Source organism: Streptomyces bathyalis, assembly GCF_015910445.1.
GTDB lineage: Bacteria > Actinomycetota > Actinomycetes > Streptomycetales > Streptomycetaceae > Streptomyces > Streptomyces bathyalis.
In genome coordinates, this window is record NZ_CP048882.1 from 2,834,642 (window position 1) to 2,848,986 (window position 14,345).

The following is a 14,345-nucleotide window of genomic DNA, read 5'->3' on the forward strand; positions in this document are numbered from 1 at the left end:
GTCCTTCCGAGGGCTCGGACTCTCTGCGCGCATACCGGTGCCCCTGGCGACGGGCAGGGAGCAGCTAACAGGCAGCGCAAAGGGTCAGTGTAGCCTCAAGGCCCACTGATGTCCAGAGCAGATTTCGGGACCGGGCTCGGTCCCGGTCTCCGCCTCCAGCCGGTGGCAATCTCTCCTCCGGGAGGACCCTGTCCTTTGTTCCCTCCGGGAGGGCCCCCTAGTTGTTCATCTCCGCCTCGGCCCATCCCGACGGCCTCGGTACGTCGGGACGGAACGTGCTTGCCGCAACACTTCCCGCTTCGTGCTCGATCCATGCCTCGGAACCCGGATCGATGCGAACGGCGCGTCCAGAGAATTACGTGCCGAGGGGAGTTCGTCAAGGGCCCCACGGCGGCGGAGATCACCATACCCGCCGGTTCCGGGCACCCCTGGGACCGCTTCGGAGACGCCGAAGGGCGACCACCCGGCTGGGTGATCGCCCCTGGCTGAGGGGGTCGTACGACCCCGTTGATCACTTGACCTCGACGGAGGCGCCGGCGCCCTCGAGGGACTCCTTCGCCTTGTCCGCGGCGTCCTTCGCGACCTTCTCGAGGACGGGCTTCGGGGTGCTGTCCACGAGCTCCTTGGCCTCCTTGAGACCCAGGGAGGTCAGCTCGCGCACGACCTTGATGACCTGGATCTTCTTGTCGCCGGCGCCGGTGAGGACGACGTCGAACTCGTCCTGCTCCTCGGCCTCCTCGGCGGCACCGCCACCCTGGCCGGGGGCGGCGACGGCGACGGCGGCCGGGGCGGCGGCCTCGACGTCGAACTTCTCCTCGAACTTCTTCACGAAGTCGGAGAGCTCGATGAGGGTCATCTCACTGAACTGCTCGAGCAGTTCGTCCTGGCTGAGCTTCGCCATGGTGGCGGTCCTTCCACTAGTCCGGCTGGTGCCGTGTGTACGTATCGACGGGTTCGTCAGACTTCGAGCCCGCTGCGACCGGGTGCGTGTGCTTGCCCGGCCTCGACGGGAGCCGAATTACTCGGCACCGCCCTGCTCGACCTTGCTGCGCAGCGCGTCCGCGGTACGGGCGAACTTCGACAGCGGGGCCTGGAAGGTCGCCGCGGCCTTCGCCATGGACGCCTTCATGCCGCCGGCCAGCTTGGCGAGCAGCACCTCGCGGGATTCGAGCGCCGCGAGCTTGTTCAGGTCGGCGGCACTGTAGAGCGCGCCGTCGACGATGCCGCCCTTGATTTCCAGGGCGGGGTTGTCCTTGGCGAAGTCACGAAGACCCTTCGCCGCCGCGACCGGGTCACCGGTGACGAAGGCGACGGCCGACGAGCCCGTGAAGAACTCGTCGAGCTCGTTGAACCCGGCCTCTTTGGCCGCGATCTTGGTCAGAGTGTTCTTCACCACGCGGTACTGGGTGTCCCCACCGAGCGAGCGGCGCAGCTCCCTGAGCTGGGCAACCGAAAGCCCTGTGTACGCGGTGACCACTGCGGCGTTGGAGTCACGGAACTTGTTCGTGATCTCCTCAACGGCGGCGATCTTGTCGGGCGCGACCTGCTCCCTCGCCATGAGCCTCGGCCTCCTTCCGGGTGATGAGACCGCTCGGAAGGGGCTGGAACGACGAAACGCCCCAGCGCAGGCGCATGGGGCGTGGCTCGACCGGGACGACGCACGTCTCCCCGGGAGCTTTCCTCATCACCTACGCGGGTCGCCCGCAGCTAGCGGATCCTTCGGCCGTCGTGCCTCTTGGATGAGCACGACGACGACCAGCGGTCTTTGGCTTCGTACGAGATTACGCGAAGGCCCCCTCCGGCACCAAATCCGATGCCTGAGGGGGCCTTCCGAATGCCTGCCGGGGCGGGCGCTCAGCTGCGGCCGGGCAGCGCGTCCTCGAAGGCCAGGGTGTCGGACGCGGCGGGCGCCTCGACGGAGACGTCGGTGCCGTAGTCCGAGTAGTAGACCGTCGAGTCCAGGTTGCCGTTCTTGCCCTTGGCGCGCTCCTGCTTCTTCACGATCAGGTCGTCGCCGTCGATCCAGAGGTCGACCTTCTCCGTGTCGAAGCCCTGCTGCTCGAGCTGGTCGGACAGCTGGTCCAGTTCCTTCTCGGTCAGGTTCTTGGACTGCATACGCGCCAGCTCGGCGACCTCGACGGTGCCGCTGTAGTGGGTGGTCTTCTTGCCCTTGACGGTCTCGGAGCCGACCTTCTTCACCTTGCCGCTGGCCAGGAGCAGATCGACCGAGCGGGCCGGGTTGTTGTTCTGCATCTGGTCCTTGATCAGGGCGCCCGATGGGCCGGCCTGCTTCGCCAGCCTGTCGTAGTCGTACTTCATCCAGTGCTTGCCCTTGCCGGCCGTGGAGGCGAACTGGTCACCGAGGTTCACGTACATCGCGTCCTCGGTGTAGCGGGCGGGCATGGGCTTGCCGCTCGTCGGCAGGGCCCTCGCGCCGGCGCCCTGCTGCGTGACGGTCATCTCGGCGGTGGTGCCGCCGCCGGACCAGTCGATCGAGCCCTCTGTCTTCGTGGAGATCTCACCCTGCGGAGTGCCCTGCTTCTGGTCGCCCTCGACCTTCGCGGACTTCTTCTCCTCGGTGCTCTTCGACGCCTGTTCCAGCGCGCTGACGGCCACCTGCGCCGGCGAGAGGCCCGCCTTGTCCTTGGAGCCGCCGCCGGAGTCCGTACCGCCGGAGCCGCCGCAAGCCGTGAGACCGGCCGCCATCACAACTCCGGCCGCCATCATGGCAATTCGGGCCTGGCGCATCTGATTCCCCCTGTATTTCCACTTGTTGAGCAGTACGCACAGGACCCTATCCCGGACGGAGCCGGCGCGTGTGCAACACAGCACCGGGCCCCGCCCTCCGGGGAGGACGGGGCCCGGTGTTCAGTGCGGCCCGCACGGGCCCGAGCGTGGCGCTCAGACGGCGGCGGGGTCCTCCTCGGCGAGGAGGTTGCGGGTGCGGTTGGGGTCGACAGGGATGCCGGGGCCCATCGTGGTGGTGATGGACGTCTTCTTCACGTACCGGCCCTTGGCGGCCGAGGGCTTCAGCCGCTGGACCTCGTCGATCGCCGCGGCGTAGTTCTCGACGAGCTGTGTCTCGTCGAAGGACGCCTTGCCGATGATGAAGTGGAGGTTGGCGTGCTTGTCGACACGGAACTCGATCTTGCCGCCCTTGATGTCGTTGACGGCCTTGGTCACGTCGGGCGTGACGGTGCCGGTCTTCGGGTTCGGCATCAGACCACGCGGACCGAGCACGCGGCCGAGGCGGCCGACCTTGCCCATCAGGTCCGGGGTGGCGACGACGGCGTCGAAGTCCAGACGGCCGCCGGCGACCTCCTCGATCAGCTCGTCGCCGCCGACGATGTCGGCTCCCGCGGCCTCCGCGGCTGCTGCACGGTCACCGGTCGCGAAGACCAGGACCCGGGCGGTCTTACCGGTGCCGTGCGGCAGGTTCACAGTGCCGCGCACCATCTGGTCGGCCTTGCGCGGGTCGACGCCCAGACGCAGGGCGACCTCGACGGTCGCGTCGAACTTCTTGGTGGAGGTCTCCTTGGCGAGACGCACGGCCTCGAGCGGGGCGTAGAGACGCTCCCGGTCGATCTTGGCGTCCGCCTCGCGGAAGTACTTGCTGCGCTTCACTTCTGCTCCTGAGTGTGTCGTCGTGCGGCTGTGACCGCACGGCGGTTACGGAGTCGTGGTGCGGGCCTGCGCGGGCCCTTCCACGGGAGGGACGGGCCGGTCAGCCCTCGACGGTCACGCCCATCGAACGGGCGGTGCCGGCGATGATCTTCTCGGCCTGGTCCAGGTCGTTGGCGTTCAGGTCGGGCATCTTCGTCGTGGCGATCTCGCGGACCTGGTCGCGCGTGATCTTCGCGACCTTGGTCGTGTGCGGAGTGCCGGAGCCCTTGTCCACGCCCGCGGCCTTCAGGATCATCTTCGACGCCGGCGGCGTCTTGGTGATGAAGGTGAAGGAGCGGTCCTCGTAGACCGTGATCTCCACGGGGATGACCCAGCCGCGCTGCGACTCGGTCGCCGCGTTGTAGGCCTTGCAGAACTCCATGATGTTGACGCCGTGCTGGCCGAGTGCCGGACCGACCGGCGGTGCCGGGTTGGCGGCGCCGGCCTGGATCTGGAGCTTGATCAGCCCCGCGACCTTCTTCTTCTTGGGAGGCATGCTCTCTCCGGGTCTTTAGTGAGAGGTGATTCGTCCTTCACCCTGTGAACGGATGAAGGCATACCGCACCACGATAGCCCGTACCGTGGTCGGCCCTGAAACCGGCTGCTCAGGAGGGCCGCACGGGTGCCGCCGAACTGACGGCCAAATCCAGTTGACCGGCTCGTCGGGTTCCGGTGGCAATGCCGGGTGCTACCTCCGGTCGCCTCCGCCCCCTTCGCCATGGCCGAGCCGTCGGACGACACAGCCCGCTTCTCCATCGTCGAACTCGAGACTCCGGCACTGGCCGCGCGGCCCTGCTGTGGGCCATCGACATGCCCAACAGGAAGGCACCCCTGGGGATTTCGCTCCTCCCCGACTTCCGCGGCCCGGCTTCGGCTCGGACGTCGTCCGCCTACTGTGCGAGAACGGGTTGGCGGTTCGCGCCATGCAGCGCCTGCGGGTTGAGACTCTTGGTCGAAGGCACGCTGCGGCGCTCGGCCTGGGTCCACGGCTCGTTCGCCGACACGGTCGTCCTCGGTCTGCTCGCCGACGAACGGGCTTCCTGGGCACGGGAGATCCGCGCACGCATTACAGTCCCCGGGTCCTCAGAGGACGTCGTAGGTCAGGTGCGTCGCCGTCGATGTGGACGTCACGCTCCGCTGCGCCAGCGCGCGCTGCGAACCGCCGCTGAACAGGGGCGTTCCGGAGCCCAGCACGACGGGTGCGAGGTGCAGCGTCAACTCGTCGACCAGTCCGGCGTCGAGCGCCGAGCCGATCAGGGCGCCGCCGCCCATGAGGACGACGTCGAGGTCCTTGCCCCTGTCCGACGACGCGGCCTCGGCACGCTGGCGCGCAGCGGCCACCGCGTCATTCAGACCGGTGGTGACGAACGTCCAGTCGAGGTCGGTGAGCCGCACCGACTCCGGCGGCGAGCTCGTCACGACGACGAACGCGGGCTTGCCGACCTCGCCGGCGCCGTAGCCGGTCGTGTCGTCCCAACCGTGCGGCCCGTCGACGACGTCGAAGAGCCGGCGGCCGAGGACGACGGCGCCCGAGCGGGCCGTCGCCTCGCGCAGGACCCGGCGGTCGCCGGGGTCGTCGGAGAACGCCCAGGTGTGCAGGGCCTCGCCACCGGCGCCCAGACCGCTGTCCGGGCCGGGGTCGGCCCCGGTGACGAAGCCGTCGAGGGACACCGAGATGTCAGCGATGATTCGAGTCATGCCAGGGCAGACACGATCTGCCGCCCGAACTCATCGTGCACGCAAGGGAGGCCCGCAACCCGCGGTCCCCGCGGCCCATGACGGCTCACAGGGCATGAAAAGGCCCCTGCTCAACGCCGGTGCGCTGGCCAGGGGCCTTTCGCGTGCTCGATCGCTCAGTTCTTCTGGAAGTGGTGGGCCGAGTCTGCCACGTGCGTTGTTTCCTCGGTACATCCTCTTGACCTGCGCAGATCCTGTGTGGCCAGTTGTTGGCGTCTGTCACCGTTGGCCGCTCTTGGACGGCCCAGAGACGGCCCAGCTTCGTTGTTGGCAGTGTCTGACGTCCGACACTGCTCCCGCCTCCTCCGTTGGAATTCCAACGCTGCCCAGAGGTCGGCGGAACGGCTTTGGGGTGGAGCTGGCTTGGAGCGAGAGATCATGGCCCTTACGCTTCTGCGAATCGGGCTGGCTCCTCGCCTGCCCGCAATAGCCCGATCTGGGCCATGATCTTAGAGGCTCGCTCCAAGTTGGCTCCGTAAAGCCGTGGAGCCGGCCGACCCCACCCAGCACCCTCTTTCACTCCCGCCCTCTTCCTCCTGCGCCTTGGGGTTCGGCTGGTGACTGCTCCGGGCCTGGCGTGGGATTCGGTGTGCAACCGATCGGTGCTTCGATCCGGCTGGTTGTCGGTGGCTTGCCTGTGGGCTGTGGGTGGTGCGTTGCCCGTGGGGCGGGGTGTTTCTGCTCTCGTCAGTCCGGCGCTGGCTTTGGTGGATCAAAGCGTGAAACGGACATCCCGCGGCTGTCTTGCTGCCGCGGGGCCGGGGCGGGCGCGCCGAAGGCAGGCGCCCGGCCCCGAGCCCCGAGTGGCCCGCACTGCGGGCCCGGGGTGTGTCCGTAGCGACGGCTGTGAAGCCGATTGATCTGCCACGCGACCGGATGCCCGAAGGGCAAGAGCTTCCCCGCCAACACGGCGCCGACACCGACACGTTGCCCTCCAGGGCGGAGCCTTCCGGCTGACCCGGGCCTGAGTTCGGGAGCTCCCGTGCGAAAGCTTCCCCGTCTCCCCTCTCCCTGCCGTGAGGCTGACCGGTGCCGACCACCCACGTTCGGTCTCCGGTCCCCACTGAAGCGCACCCCACCAGGCGGCCCCCCACCCCTCCCCGCCCATCGGGCGGGGTCTTGATGAGGTAGAGAAATCTGTAACGGATTTAGGTCGGGCGCTGAAATAGGGCGCCTGACCTGCGGTGTCCAAGGTCGACTATCCGCACGAGCGTGAAGCCATGATTCGCGTAGTAGCTGTGCAGCCCAGGGTTCGTCTTCCAGGCATCCAGGCGGAGCCACGCCTTGCCTTGTTGCGAGGCACGCTTTGTCGCCCAGTCGAGCATGATCGCTCCTAGATCCATCCCGGATGCAGCTCGACTCACGGCCATGCGGTGCACATAGAGCGCATCGTCCGGGTCGTCCGCGTCGGTCCAGAACTCGGGGTCTGCGTAGTCGTCCACCGTTATCGTCCCGACTGGCTCACCATTGCAGATCACGAGGAAGCACTCTCCGTGTTCTAGTGCCTTCTCAATGCGGTCTCGATGAGGGGGAAACTGCCACTGGTCGATCCCGCGTGAGGCCAGCCACTGGGAAGCCTCGGTCAACAGCGCTTCGACGACTGCTCGTTCATCGGGTTGCGCGGCACGGATGCGGACGTGGTTCATGCTTCGTCGCTTGGTGCCTCGCGCCGCCGCTCGTAAGAGATCACGTGTCGATCTCCAGGCAGGACGGTGATGGCGACGCGGACAGGTTTGCCGGCCTCGGTGTAGCCAGTGCAGATGTGGTAGCCGATCGGGGTCCCGGGCAAGAGCTCCAAGCGTCGTACCTCGTCGGGCGTTGGCATCCGAACGTAGAGCTCATCGATGGCACGTTCCTGGCGGTATCCCAGTGCGGCGAGCACCTCGTTTGCCCCTTCTGGGATGTTGTCCGGCCGCATGATCGCGGAGTCTTGAACTATCGAGAGCGGATAGAAGCTGTCGTTGAGGTTGAAGGGCTCCCCATCGAGGTGGCGGACCCTCCGTCGAGAGACAACGAGCTCCCCTGCGTCGAGTTGCAGCCGCTTGGTGACCTCGGCCGTGGGCTCCACGATGCTGACTTCAATGTCTTGGTCCGCGTCGCGACTTGCGTTCTCGGTCATGAACGCGTCCATCTCAGGCGTATACGGCCTGGGGCGGAACTCGGCCTGGGGGCGGAAGATCATCGGTTTCCGGTCGCGGACGAAGTGACCGACTGGCCTAGCGGAGATGATCAAACCCTCGTTGACCAAGATCTCTAGTGCGGCACGCACGGTCCCGCGTGTGACCCCGTACTGATCCGTCAGCTGGGCCTCAGTTGGCAGCTTGGCTCCCGCCTCCAGCGTCCCGTCTGCGATCTGCTGTCGAAGATCGTCAGAGATCTGCTGCTTAAACGAGCCGCGACCCACCTTCTTGACTGCCATGCCACCCATGAAACAGCGAGTGGGACCACATTGTCCAGTCAATGCAAGCAATGCCCTTGACGACAGCTCCACCTAGGGCCACGATGAGTGTTGTTCGCATTGTTTGAACAATGCGGTGAACCCGGAGGGCGGCGCGTCTACCGCCAAGCAGCTCGCCGCCCTCCTTCGTCCCTCGAAGGGGAGATCCCATCATGCCTGCAACGTCCGCGCCCGTCGTCATGCACGCCCAGCGTGGTTGCCCTGCCTGCGGTGAATCGCGGTGCGCCGATCCTGCCGAGTGCCTGTACTTCCTGACCTCGCGCCCGTGGGGCGACTGTGAGCGCTGCGAGGGAAGTGGCTGGGCCGATGAGCTCACCGCCATGGCGTTCGGCATCTTCTGCGTCTTCTGTTCCGGGTCCGGTCTGACGGAGCACAGCTACGCCAGTGCGCTGGGAGAGATCAGCGAGAACGCTCGGGTTCGTCTTGAGGGCTACACCGACCACTTGAGGGTGCGGCTGGCCGACAGCACGCCGGAGCTCCAGGCGGTGGCCGCATGAACCACACCGACCACGACACCGCCTCGTCCTCCACCGAGGGACGCACGGTCTTCTTCCAGGGCCGCGTAGAGATCGGCCCTGAGGACGAGCCCCGCCCCGGCTACGGCGCCCAGTCCTTCACGCCGCAAGCCCCCCTGCTCGCCGGGGGTGCCGAGTGACGCACTTCCCCGTCGCGCCCGAAGCAGTGGCCCCCTCGGCTGCCGCGTTCGGCACCGACCCCGTGACCCTGGCGGACCTGCTGCGGGTGGCCAACAGCCCCGGTTTCGACCGCTGGCAGGAACAGGTACGCCGCACTGGTGGCTGCTCCGACCCGATCCGTCTGCAAGGCGGTACCGTCACCCGCGACGCCAAGACCGGGCAGGTGCTCTACTCCTACTCCACCGACTCCGAACCGGGCGGCACGCTGCGACTGGCGTGCGGCAACCGCCGCGCCTCGCGCTGCCCTTCGTGCGCCTGGACCTACGCCGGGGACACCTTCCACCTCATCCGGGCCGGACTCACCGGCGACCCCCGCAAAGGCACCCCCGTCACGGTGCGCACGCACCCGAAGGTCTTCGCCACGCTGACCGCGCCCTCCTTCGGCCCCGTGCACAACCGTCCCGCCTCGGGTCGCTGCGCCTGCGGTACCCGACACCCGGAAGATTCTCCGGCACTGGGGACAGCGGTCGATCCGGAACGGTACGACTACGCCGGGGCTGTGCTGTGGAACAACCACGCCGGGGCCCTGTGGCAGCGCTTCACCATCTACCTGCGCCGCGAGATCGCTGCACGCGCTGGACTCTCCCAAGCGGCGCTGGCGGACCAGGCCAAGGTGTCCTTCGGGAAGGTCGCAGAGTTCCAGCGCCGTGGCGCGATCCACTTCCACGCCATCGTCCGCATCGACGGCCCCGAAGGCCCGGAGACGGTCCCGCCCGCGTGGGCGTCGACCGGTTTGCTCGAGGACGCGATCCAGGCTGCTGCCGCGCGGGTCGCGCTGCCAGTGCCGGCATCCGGCGACCACCCCGCCCGGGAACTGCGCTGGGGAACCCAAGTCGACGTACGTCCCGTTGGTGGCGATGACGGGCAGGAACTCAACGAAGAGGCTGTGGCTTCCTACGTCGCCAAGTACGCCACCAAGGCAGCCGAGACGACCGGCACCCTGGACCGCCGTATCGGGGAGCTCTCGGAACTCGACAAGCACCCCGAACTGCCCGACCACACACGGCGGATGATCCGCGCCTGCCGCGATCTCGATGAGCACTACCCCGACCGGAAGCTGTGGGCCTGGGCTCACATGCTCGGCTTCCGAGGCCACTTCTCCACCAAGTCCCGCCGCTACTCCACCACGTTGGGAGCGCTTCGCCAGGTCCGTGCCGACTACCGCGCCCGCCAGGAACGCCACGAACGCGGGCTCCCCGACCCCGACGACACGGAGGGCTCCACACTGACGCTCGCCCACTGGACCTACGCAGGACACGGACACACCCCCGGTGAATCCTGGCTTGCCGCCACCATCCACCGCGAGCTGCAAACCAACCGCGAAACCGCGCGCGAAGCACTTGCAGACCTGGATGACTTGGAGGTGGCGGCATGAAGCGCACCCTGCCTGAGCGCTACCTCACCCCGTTGGACCTCGCGGACCTCCTGGGCGTCCCGGTCGAGACGGTCTACCAGTGGCGACGCAAGGGCACCGGTCCCCGCGGTTTTCGCGTCGGCCGGCACCTTCGCTACGACCCCGAAGACGTCCGGGCCTGGGTCACCTCCCAGATCGAGGAGGCTGCCTGATGGCCGGACACGTCCAAGACCGCTGGTACAAGACGATCAGTGGGCCCGACGGCACGACCGTCAAGGTCAAAACCGACCGACACGGCACCGGCTTGCGCTACCGCGCCCGCTACGTCGCACCTGACGGCACCGAGAAGAGCCAGTCCTTCCCCGACAAGCAGAAGCGCAAGGCAGATGCCTGGCTCGCCAATATCGAGGCGGACATGAGCCGGGGACAGTACATCGATCCCAAGGCGGGCAAGATCACATTCCAGCGCTACGCCATGGACTGGCTGGCAACGCAGACCACCGACGTAGCGACTCGGAACGCGGTTGAGATGCGACTTCGGCTCCACGCCTTTCCGCATCTGGGTGCGCGTCCGCTCGCCTCGTTCCAGCCCTCACACATCCGCTCGTGGGCACGGCTACTGGAAGACACAGGAGCCGCCAGCTCGTACCGGCGTGTGATCTTCGGGAACGTCTCGGCCGTGCTCTCGGCTGCTGTCGATGACGGCTACCTCGCGCGGAATCCCTGCCGCGCGCGGTCGGTGCAGCGTCCGAAGTCTTCGGCCGGCCGAATTGCTCCGTGGACTGCGGAGCGGGTTTTCGCCGTACGCCAGTCTCTGCCTGATCGCATGCGCGCGATGATCGACGTTGGCGCGGGATGTGGGCTCCGCCAGGGCGAGATCTTCGGACTCGCAGTCGATGACGTTGACCCACTGGCGGGTGTGCTGCACGTCACGGCCCAGGTGAAGCTCGTGAACGGGCGGCTGCTGTTCGGACCCCCGAAGAACGGCAAGCTCCGGGATGTTCCCTTGCCCGACGCGGTGGCCTTCGCTTTGGCTGAGCACTTGACTGCGTTCCCTCCGGTGGAAATCACTCTGCCGTGGCTCCGCGCCGATGGCCCCCCTGTGACGAGGCTGCTCTACTTCACGGGCTCGGAGCTGGGAGCTCTGCGGAGGAACGACTTCAACAATCACGCCTGGAAGCCTGCTCTCGCACAGGCCGGTGTGATTCCGGTGCCCGGGCCGGGTGAGAGGTACAAGGAGTCCCGCGAGGACGGCGTTCATGCGCTCCGGCATTTCTACGCCTCGGTCCTGCTCGACTCTGGCGAGAACATCAAGGCGCTGAGTGCCTACCTGGGTCACTCAGATCCTGGCTTCACCCTGCGCACGTACACGCACCTGATGCCGGCCAGTGAGACCCGCACCAGAACCGCCGTGGACGAGATGTATCGCACGGCCCGGAAGCCCCCCACGGCCCCATGACGGCTCACAGGGCATGAAAGAGCCCCTGCTCAACGCCGGTGCGCTGGTCAGGGGCCTTTCGCGTGCTCGATCGCTCAGTTCTTCTGGATCTGGTCGAAGCTCAGCTCGACCGGGGTCTCGCGGCCGAAGATCTCGACGAGGCCCTTGACCTTCTTGGAGTCGGGGTTGATCTCGTTGATCGTCGCCTGGAGCGTGGCGAACGGGCCGTCCGTGACGGTGACCGAGTCGCCCACCTCGAAGTCCAGCACCTGGACCTCGACCTTGCGCCCCGGGCCGCCCGCGGGCTTGCCCTCCTCCTCGGCGACCGCGGCCTTGGCGGCCTTCTCCTCGGCCTCCGGCGCGAGCATCTTGACGATCTCGTCGAGGGTCAGGGGGTACGGGTCGTAGGCGTTGCCGACGAAGCCCGTCACACCCGGGGTGTTGCGGACGACGCCCCAGGACTCGTTGGTGAGGTCCATGCGCACGAGGACGTAGCCCGGGAGCTTGTTCTGCCGGACCGTACGGCGGTCGCCGTTCTTGATCTGGACGACCTCTTCCTGCGGCACCTCGGCCTGGAAGATGAAGTCCTCGACGTTGAGGGAGACGGCGCGCTGCTCGAGGTTCGTCTTCACGCGGTTCTCGTAGCCCGCGTAGGTGTGGATCACGTACCACTCGCCGGGGAGGAGACGAAGCTCGTCGCGGAGCACGGCGACAGGGTCCTCGGCCTCCGGCTCCAGCTCATCGGCCTCCTGCGCGGCGGCGTCCTCGGCGGTCTCGGCGATCTGATCCGACTCGACGTGGAGCGCGGCTTCCTCCGCCGGCTCACCGGCGGAGGACTCGGCCGCTTCTGCCTGGTCCGCGTCGTCCGCACCCTCGACGATGTCGCGTGCGGTGTCGTCGCCCTCACCGGGCTCGACGGCATCGTTCAGGTTGGGATCAGACACGGTGACTGCTTCTTCCTGACTTCATGGGTTCGAACATACGCAGAGCACCGCGCGGCAGTGCGTCGCGGGCTCAGCCGAAAACGTACTTGACGGCCTCTGTGAACCCGTAGTCAATCACGGTCACAAGACCAATCATGATGACAACGAAGACAATCACCACGGAGGTGTACGTCGACAGCTGATGCCGGGTGGGCCAGACGACCTTGCGGAGTTCGGCGATGATCTGCCGGTAGAACAGCCCCAGACGACCGAAGGGGCCCTTCTTGCCTCGCTTGCCCCCACGACGGGGCCTGTTGCCCTCCGACGATCCGCCGGGCTCTGGGACCTGGGTGGTATCCGTGATCTCTGTCACTCGTCCTCACCTGATCCGGGTCGATGCCGTGCGGCATCCGGCCCGGCCGCACAGCGGTGCATTTCAGTACGTACGCAAGCACTCACACGCCGCGCGGGCGGTGTGTGGAGCAGGGCCGGAGGGACTCGAACCCCCAACCGCTGGTTTTGGAGACCAGTGCTCTTCCAATTGAGCTACGACCCTTTGTGATTCCCCAACTTACCCCATCGGAACGACTGCTCGTTGATTGCAGCAGGCGACGAGCCGGGAACCGACGACGTGTGAGTGTACGTGGTCGCCGCCCGGGCGTCGAACACGTAAGGCAGCCCCCCGAGCAATCCCCGGTGCCGGGGTGCGAGGCCGTCTGGGACCATGCCTCTATGAGCGCTGCAACGCCACCTGCACAGTCACCCACCGAACGACGTGTATCGGCCCGTGTCGGGTCGATCTCCGAGTCCGCGACGCTCGCCGTCGACGCCAAGGCGAAGGCCCTGAAGGCCGCCGGGCGTCCGGTGATCGGCTTCGGCGCGGGCGAACCGGACTTCCCGACGCCCGACTACATCGTGGACGCGGCGGCGGAAGCATGCCGCGACACGAGGAATCACCGGTACACACCGGCCGGTGGCCTCCCCGAGCTGAAGTCCGCGATCGTCGAGAAGACACTGCGCGACTCCGGCTACGAGATCGACCCCGCGCAGGTGCTGGTCACCAACGGCGGCAAGCAGGCGATCTACGAGTCCTTCGCCGCCGTCCTGGACCCGGGCGACGAGGTCATCGTCCCGGCGCCGTACTGGACGACCTACCCGGAGTCGATCAGGCTCGCGGGCGGGGTGCCCGTGCCCGTCGTTGCCGATGAGACGACCAACTACCTCGTCAGCATCGAGCAGTTGGAGGCGGCGCGCACGGAGCGCACGAAGATGATCGTCTTCGTCTCCCCCTCCAACCCCACCGGCGCCGTCTACTCGCGCGCGCAGGTCGAGGCCGTCGGCAAGTGGGCCGTGGAGCACGGGCTGTGGGTCATGACGGACGAGATCTACGAGCATCTCGTGTACGGCGACGCCACCTTCACCTCCCTCCCCGCGGTGGTTCCCGAGCTGCGTGACAAGTGCGTGGTCGTCAACGGCGTCGCCAAGACGTACGCGATGACCGGCTGGCGCGTGGGCTGGATCGTCGGCCCGAAGGACGTCGTGAAGGCGGCGACGAACCTGCAGTCGCACGCGACTTCGAACGTCAGCAACGTGGCGCAGGTCGCCGCCGTCGCGGCGGTCTCGGGCGACCTCGACGCGGTCGCGGAGATGCGCACGGCCTTCGACCGCCGTCGCCGCACGATCGTGCGGATGCTGAACGAGATCCAGGGCGTCGTCTGCCCCGAGCCGGAGGGAGCCTTCTACGCGTACCCCTCCGTGAAGGGCCTGCTGGGCAAGGAGATCCGCGGCAGGCGCCCGGCCACGAGCGTCGAGCTGGCGGAGCTGATCCTGGAAGAGGCGGAGGTCGCGGTCGTTCCGGGCGAGGCGTTCGGCACCCCCGGCTACCTGCGGCTCTCCTACGCGCTCGGGGACGAGGACCTGGCCGAGGGCGTCTCGCGCATGCAGAAGCTGCTGGGCGAGGCCCACGACTGAGAACTCAGGTCGAGGGCATCGCGTAGCCCCTCTCCCCTTTCCTTGTTCGTCAGGACGGTCCTCCGGTGTACGTACCGGGGGACCGTCCTGACGTTCGGCCGAGCGC

Annotated in this window: 16 protein-coding genes and 1 tRNA gene; 6 read left to right on the forward strand and 11 right to left on the reverse strand. The window is 67.4% G+C overall.

Features of this window, described 5'->3' with window-relative positions:
• Positions 1-511: 511 nt before the first annotated feature.
• The 8 genes from rplL to G4Z16_RS12240 form a co-directional block, all read right to left on the reverse strand.
• Positions 512-901, reverse strand: a complete 390-nt coding sequence (gene rplL / locus G4Z16_RS12205; RefSeq protein ID WP_070008907.1) for a 50S ribosomal protein L7/L12 — start codon at positions 899-901, stop codon at positions 512-514.
• A gap of 117 nt (positions 902-1,018) precedes the next feature.
• Positions 1,019-1,558: a 50S ribosomal protein L10 gene (gene rplJ / locus G4Z16_RS12210; protein ID WP_197350818.1), complete on the reverse strand. Its 540-nt coding sequence runs from the start codon at positions 1,556-1,558 to the stop codon at positions 1,019-1,021.
• 296 nt (positions 1,559-1,854) lie between these two features.
• Entirely contained in the window at positions 1,855-2,748 is an 894-nt protein-coding gene (locus G4Z16_RS12215; RefSeq protein WP_197350819.1) for an SCO4651 family lipoprotein, read from the reverse strand.
• A 153-nt stretch (positions 2,749-2,901) separates the two neighbouring features.
• On the reverse strand, positions 2,902-3,624 hold the full coding sequence (rplA, locus tag G4Z16_RS12220; protein WP_197350820.1) for a 50S ribosomal protein L1: 723 nt from the start codon (positions 3,622-3,624) through the stop codon (positions 2,902-2,904).
• Positions 3,625-3,724: 100 nt separating this feature from the next.
• Positions 3,725-4,159 carry a 50S ribosomal protein L11 gene (gene rplK / locus G4Z16_RS12225; protein WP_028433846.1) on the reverse strand — a complete coding sequence of 145 codons (435 nt, stop codon included), beginning with the start codon at positions 4,157-4,159 and terminating at the stop codon, positions 3,725-3,727.
• A 587-nt stretch (positions 4,160-4,746) separates the two neighbouring features.
• Entirely contained in the window at positions 4,747-5,361 is a 615-nt protein-coding gene (locus G4Z16_RS12230; RefSeq protein WP_197350821.1) for a dihydrofolate reductase family protein, read from the reverse strand.
• A 1,187-nt stretch (positions 5,362-6,548) separates the two neighbouring features.
• Positions 6,549-7,046 carry a GNAT family N-acetyltransferase gene (locus G4Z16_RS12235; protein ID WP_197350822.1) on the reverse strand — a complete coding sequence of 166 codons (498 nt, stop codon included), beginning with the start codon at positions 7,044-7,046 and terminating at the stop codon, positions 6,549-6,551.
• Positions 7,043-7,819 (reverse strand): GntR family transcriptional regulator, encoded by a 777-nt coding sequence (locus tag G4Z16_RS12240; protein WP_197350823.1) that lies wholly within the window; start codon positions 7,817-7,819, stop codon positions 7,043-7,045. The genes G4Z16_RS12235 and G4Z16_RS12240 overlap by 4 nt, the downstream gene beginning before the upstream one ends.
• Positions 7,820-8,010: 191 nt before the next feature.
• On the opposite strand from G4Z16_RS12240, the gene G4Z16_RS12245 reads away from it, so the two are divergent.
• Genes G4Z16_RS12245 through G4Z16_RS12265 form a run of 5 tightly spaced genes read left to right on the forward strand, consistent with a single transcriptional unit; the run spans position 8,011 to position 11,366 of the window.
• Positions 8,011-8,355, forward strand: coding sequence for a hypothetical protein (locus G4Z16_RS12245; RefSeq protein ID WP_197350824.1), 345 nt, complete (start codon positions 8,011-8,013; stop codon positions 8,353-8,355).
• A complete protein-coding gene (locus G4Z16_RS12250) occupies positions 8,352-8,513 on the forward strand; it encodes a hypothetical protein (RefSeq protein ID WP_197350825.1) in 162 nt (53 codons plus the stop codon). Before G4Z16_RS12245 ends, G4Z16_RS12250 begins: the two co-directional genes overlap by 4 nt.
• Before the next feature lie 26 nt (positions 8,514-8,539).
• Positions 8,540-9,928, forward strand: coding sequence for a replication initiator protein RepSA (repSA, locus tag G4Z16_RS12255; RefSeq protein WP_197354423.1), 1,389 nt, complete (start codon positions 8,540-8,542; stop codon positions 9,926-9,928).
• Positions 9,925-10,119 carry a helix-turn-helix transcriptional regulator gene (locus G4Z16_RS12260; RefSeq protein WP_197350826.1) on the forward strand — a complete coding sequence of 65 codons (195 nt, stop codon included), beginning with the start codon at positions 9,925-9,927 and terminating at the stop codon, positions 10,117-10,119. The genes repSA and G4Z16_RS12260 overlap by 4 nt, the downstream gene beginning before the upstream one ends.
• On the forward strand, positions 10,119-11,366 hold the full coding sequence (locus G4Z16_RS12265) for a tyrosine-type recombinase/integrase (RefSeq protein WP_197350827.1): 1,248 nt from the start codon (positions 10,119-10,121) through the stop codon (positions 11,364-11,366). The genes G4Z16_RS12260 and G4Z16_RS12265 overlap by 1 nt, the downstream gene beginning before the upstream one ends.
• A 74-nt stretch (positions 11,367-11,440) precedes the next feature.
• Here the strand turns inward: G4Z16_RS12265 and nusG are convergent, their stop codons facing one another.
• The 3 genes from nusG to G4Z16_RS12280 all read right to left on the reverse strand — a co-directional run bounded on the left by nusG (position 11,441) and on the right by G4Z16_RS12280 (position 12,824).
• Positions 11,441-12,289 carry a transcription termination/antitermination protein NusG gene (nusG, locus tag G4Z16_RS12270; protein WP_197350828.1) on the reverse strand — a complete coding sequence of 283 codons (849 nt, stop codon included), beginning with the start codon at positions 12,287-12,289 and terminating at the stop codon, positions 11,441-11,443.
• A gap of 70 nt (positions 12,290-12,359) precedes the next feature.
• On the reverse strand, positions 12,360-12,632 hold the full coding sequence (gene secE / locus G4Z16_RS12275; RefSeq protein WP_246531274.1) for a preprotein translocase subunit SecE: 273 nt from the start codon (positions 12,630-12,632) through the stop codon (positions 12,360-12,362).
• A 119-nt stretch (positions 12,633-12,751) separates the two neighbouring features.
• A tRNA-Trp gene (locus tag G4Z16_RS12280) sits at positions 12,752-12,824 on the reverse strand.
• A gap of 176 nt (positions 12,825-13,000) precedes the next feature.
• Between G4Z16_RS12280 and G4Z16_RS12285 the strand changes: the two genes are divergently transcribed.
• Entirely contained in the window at positions 13,001-14,239 is a 1,239-nt protein-coding gene (locus G4Z16_RS12285; protein WP_197350830.1) for a pyridoxal phosphate-dependent aminotransferase, read from the forward strand.
• Positions 14,240-14,345: the final 106 nt, after the last annotated feature.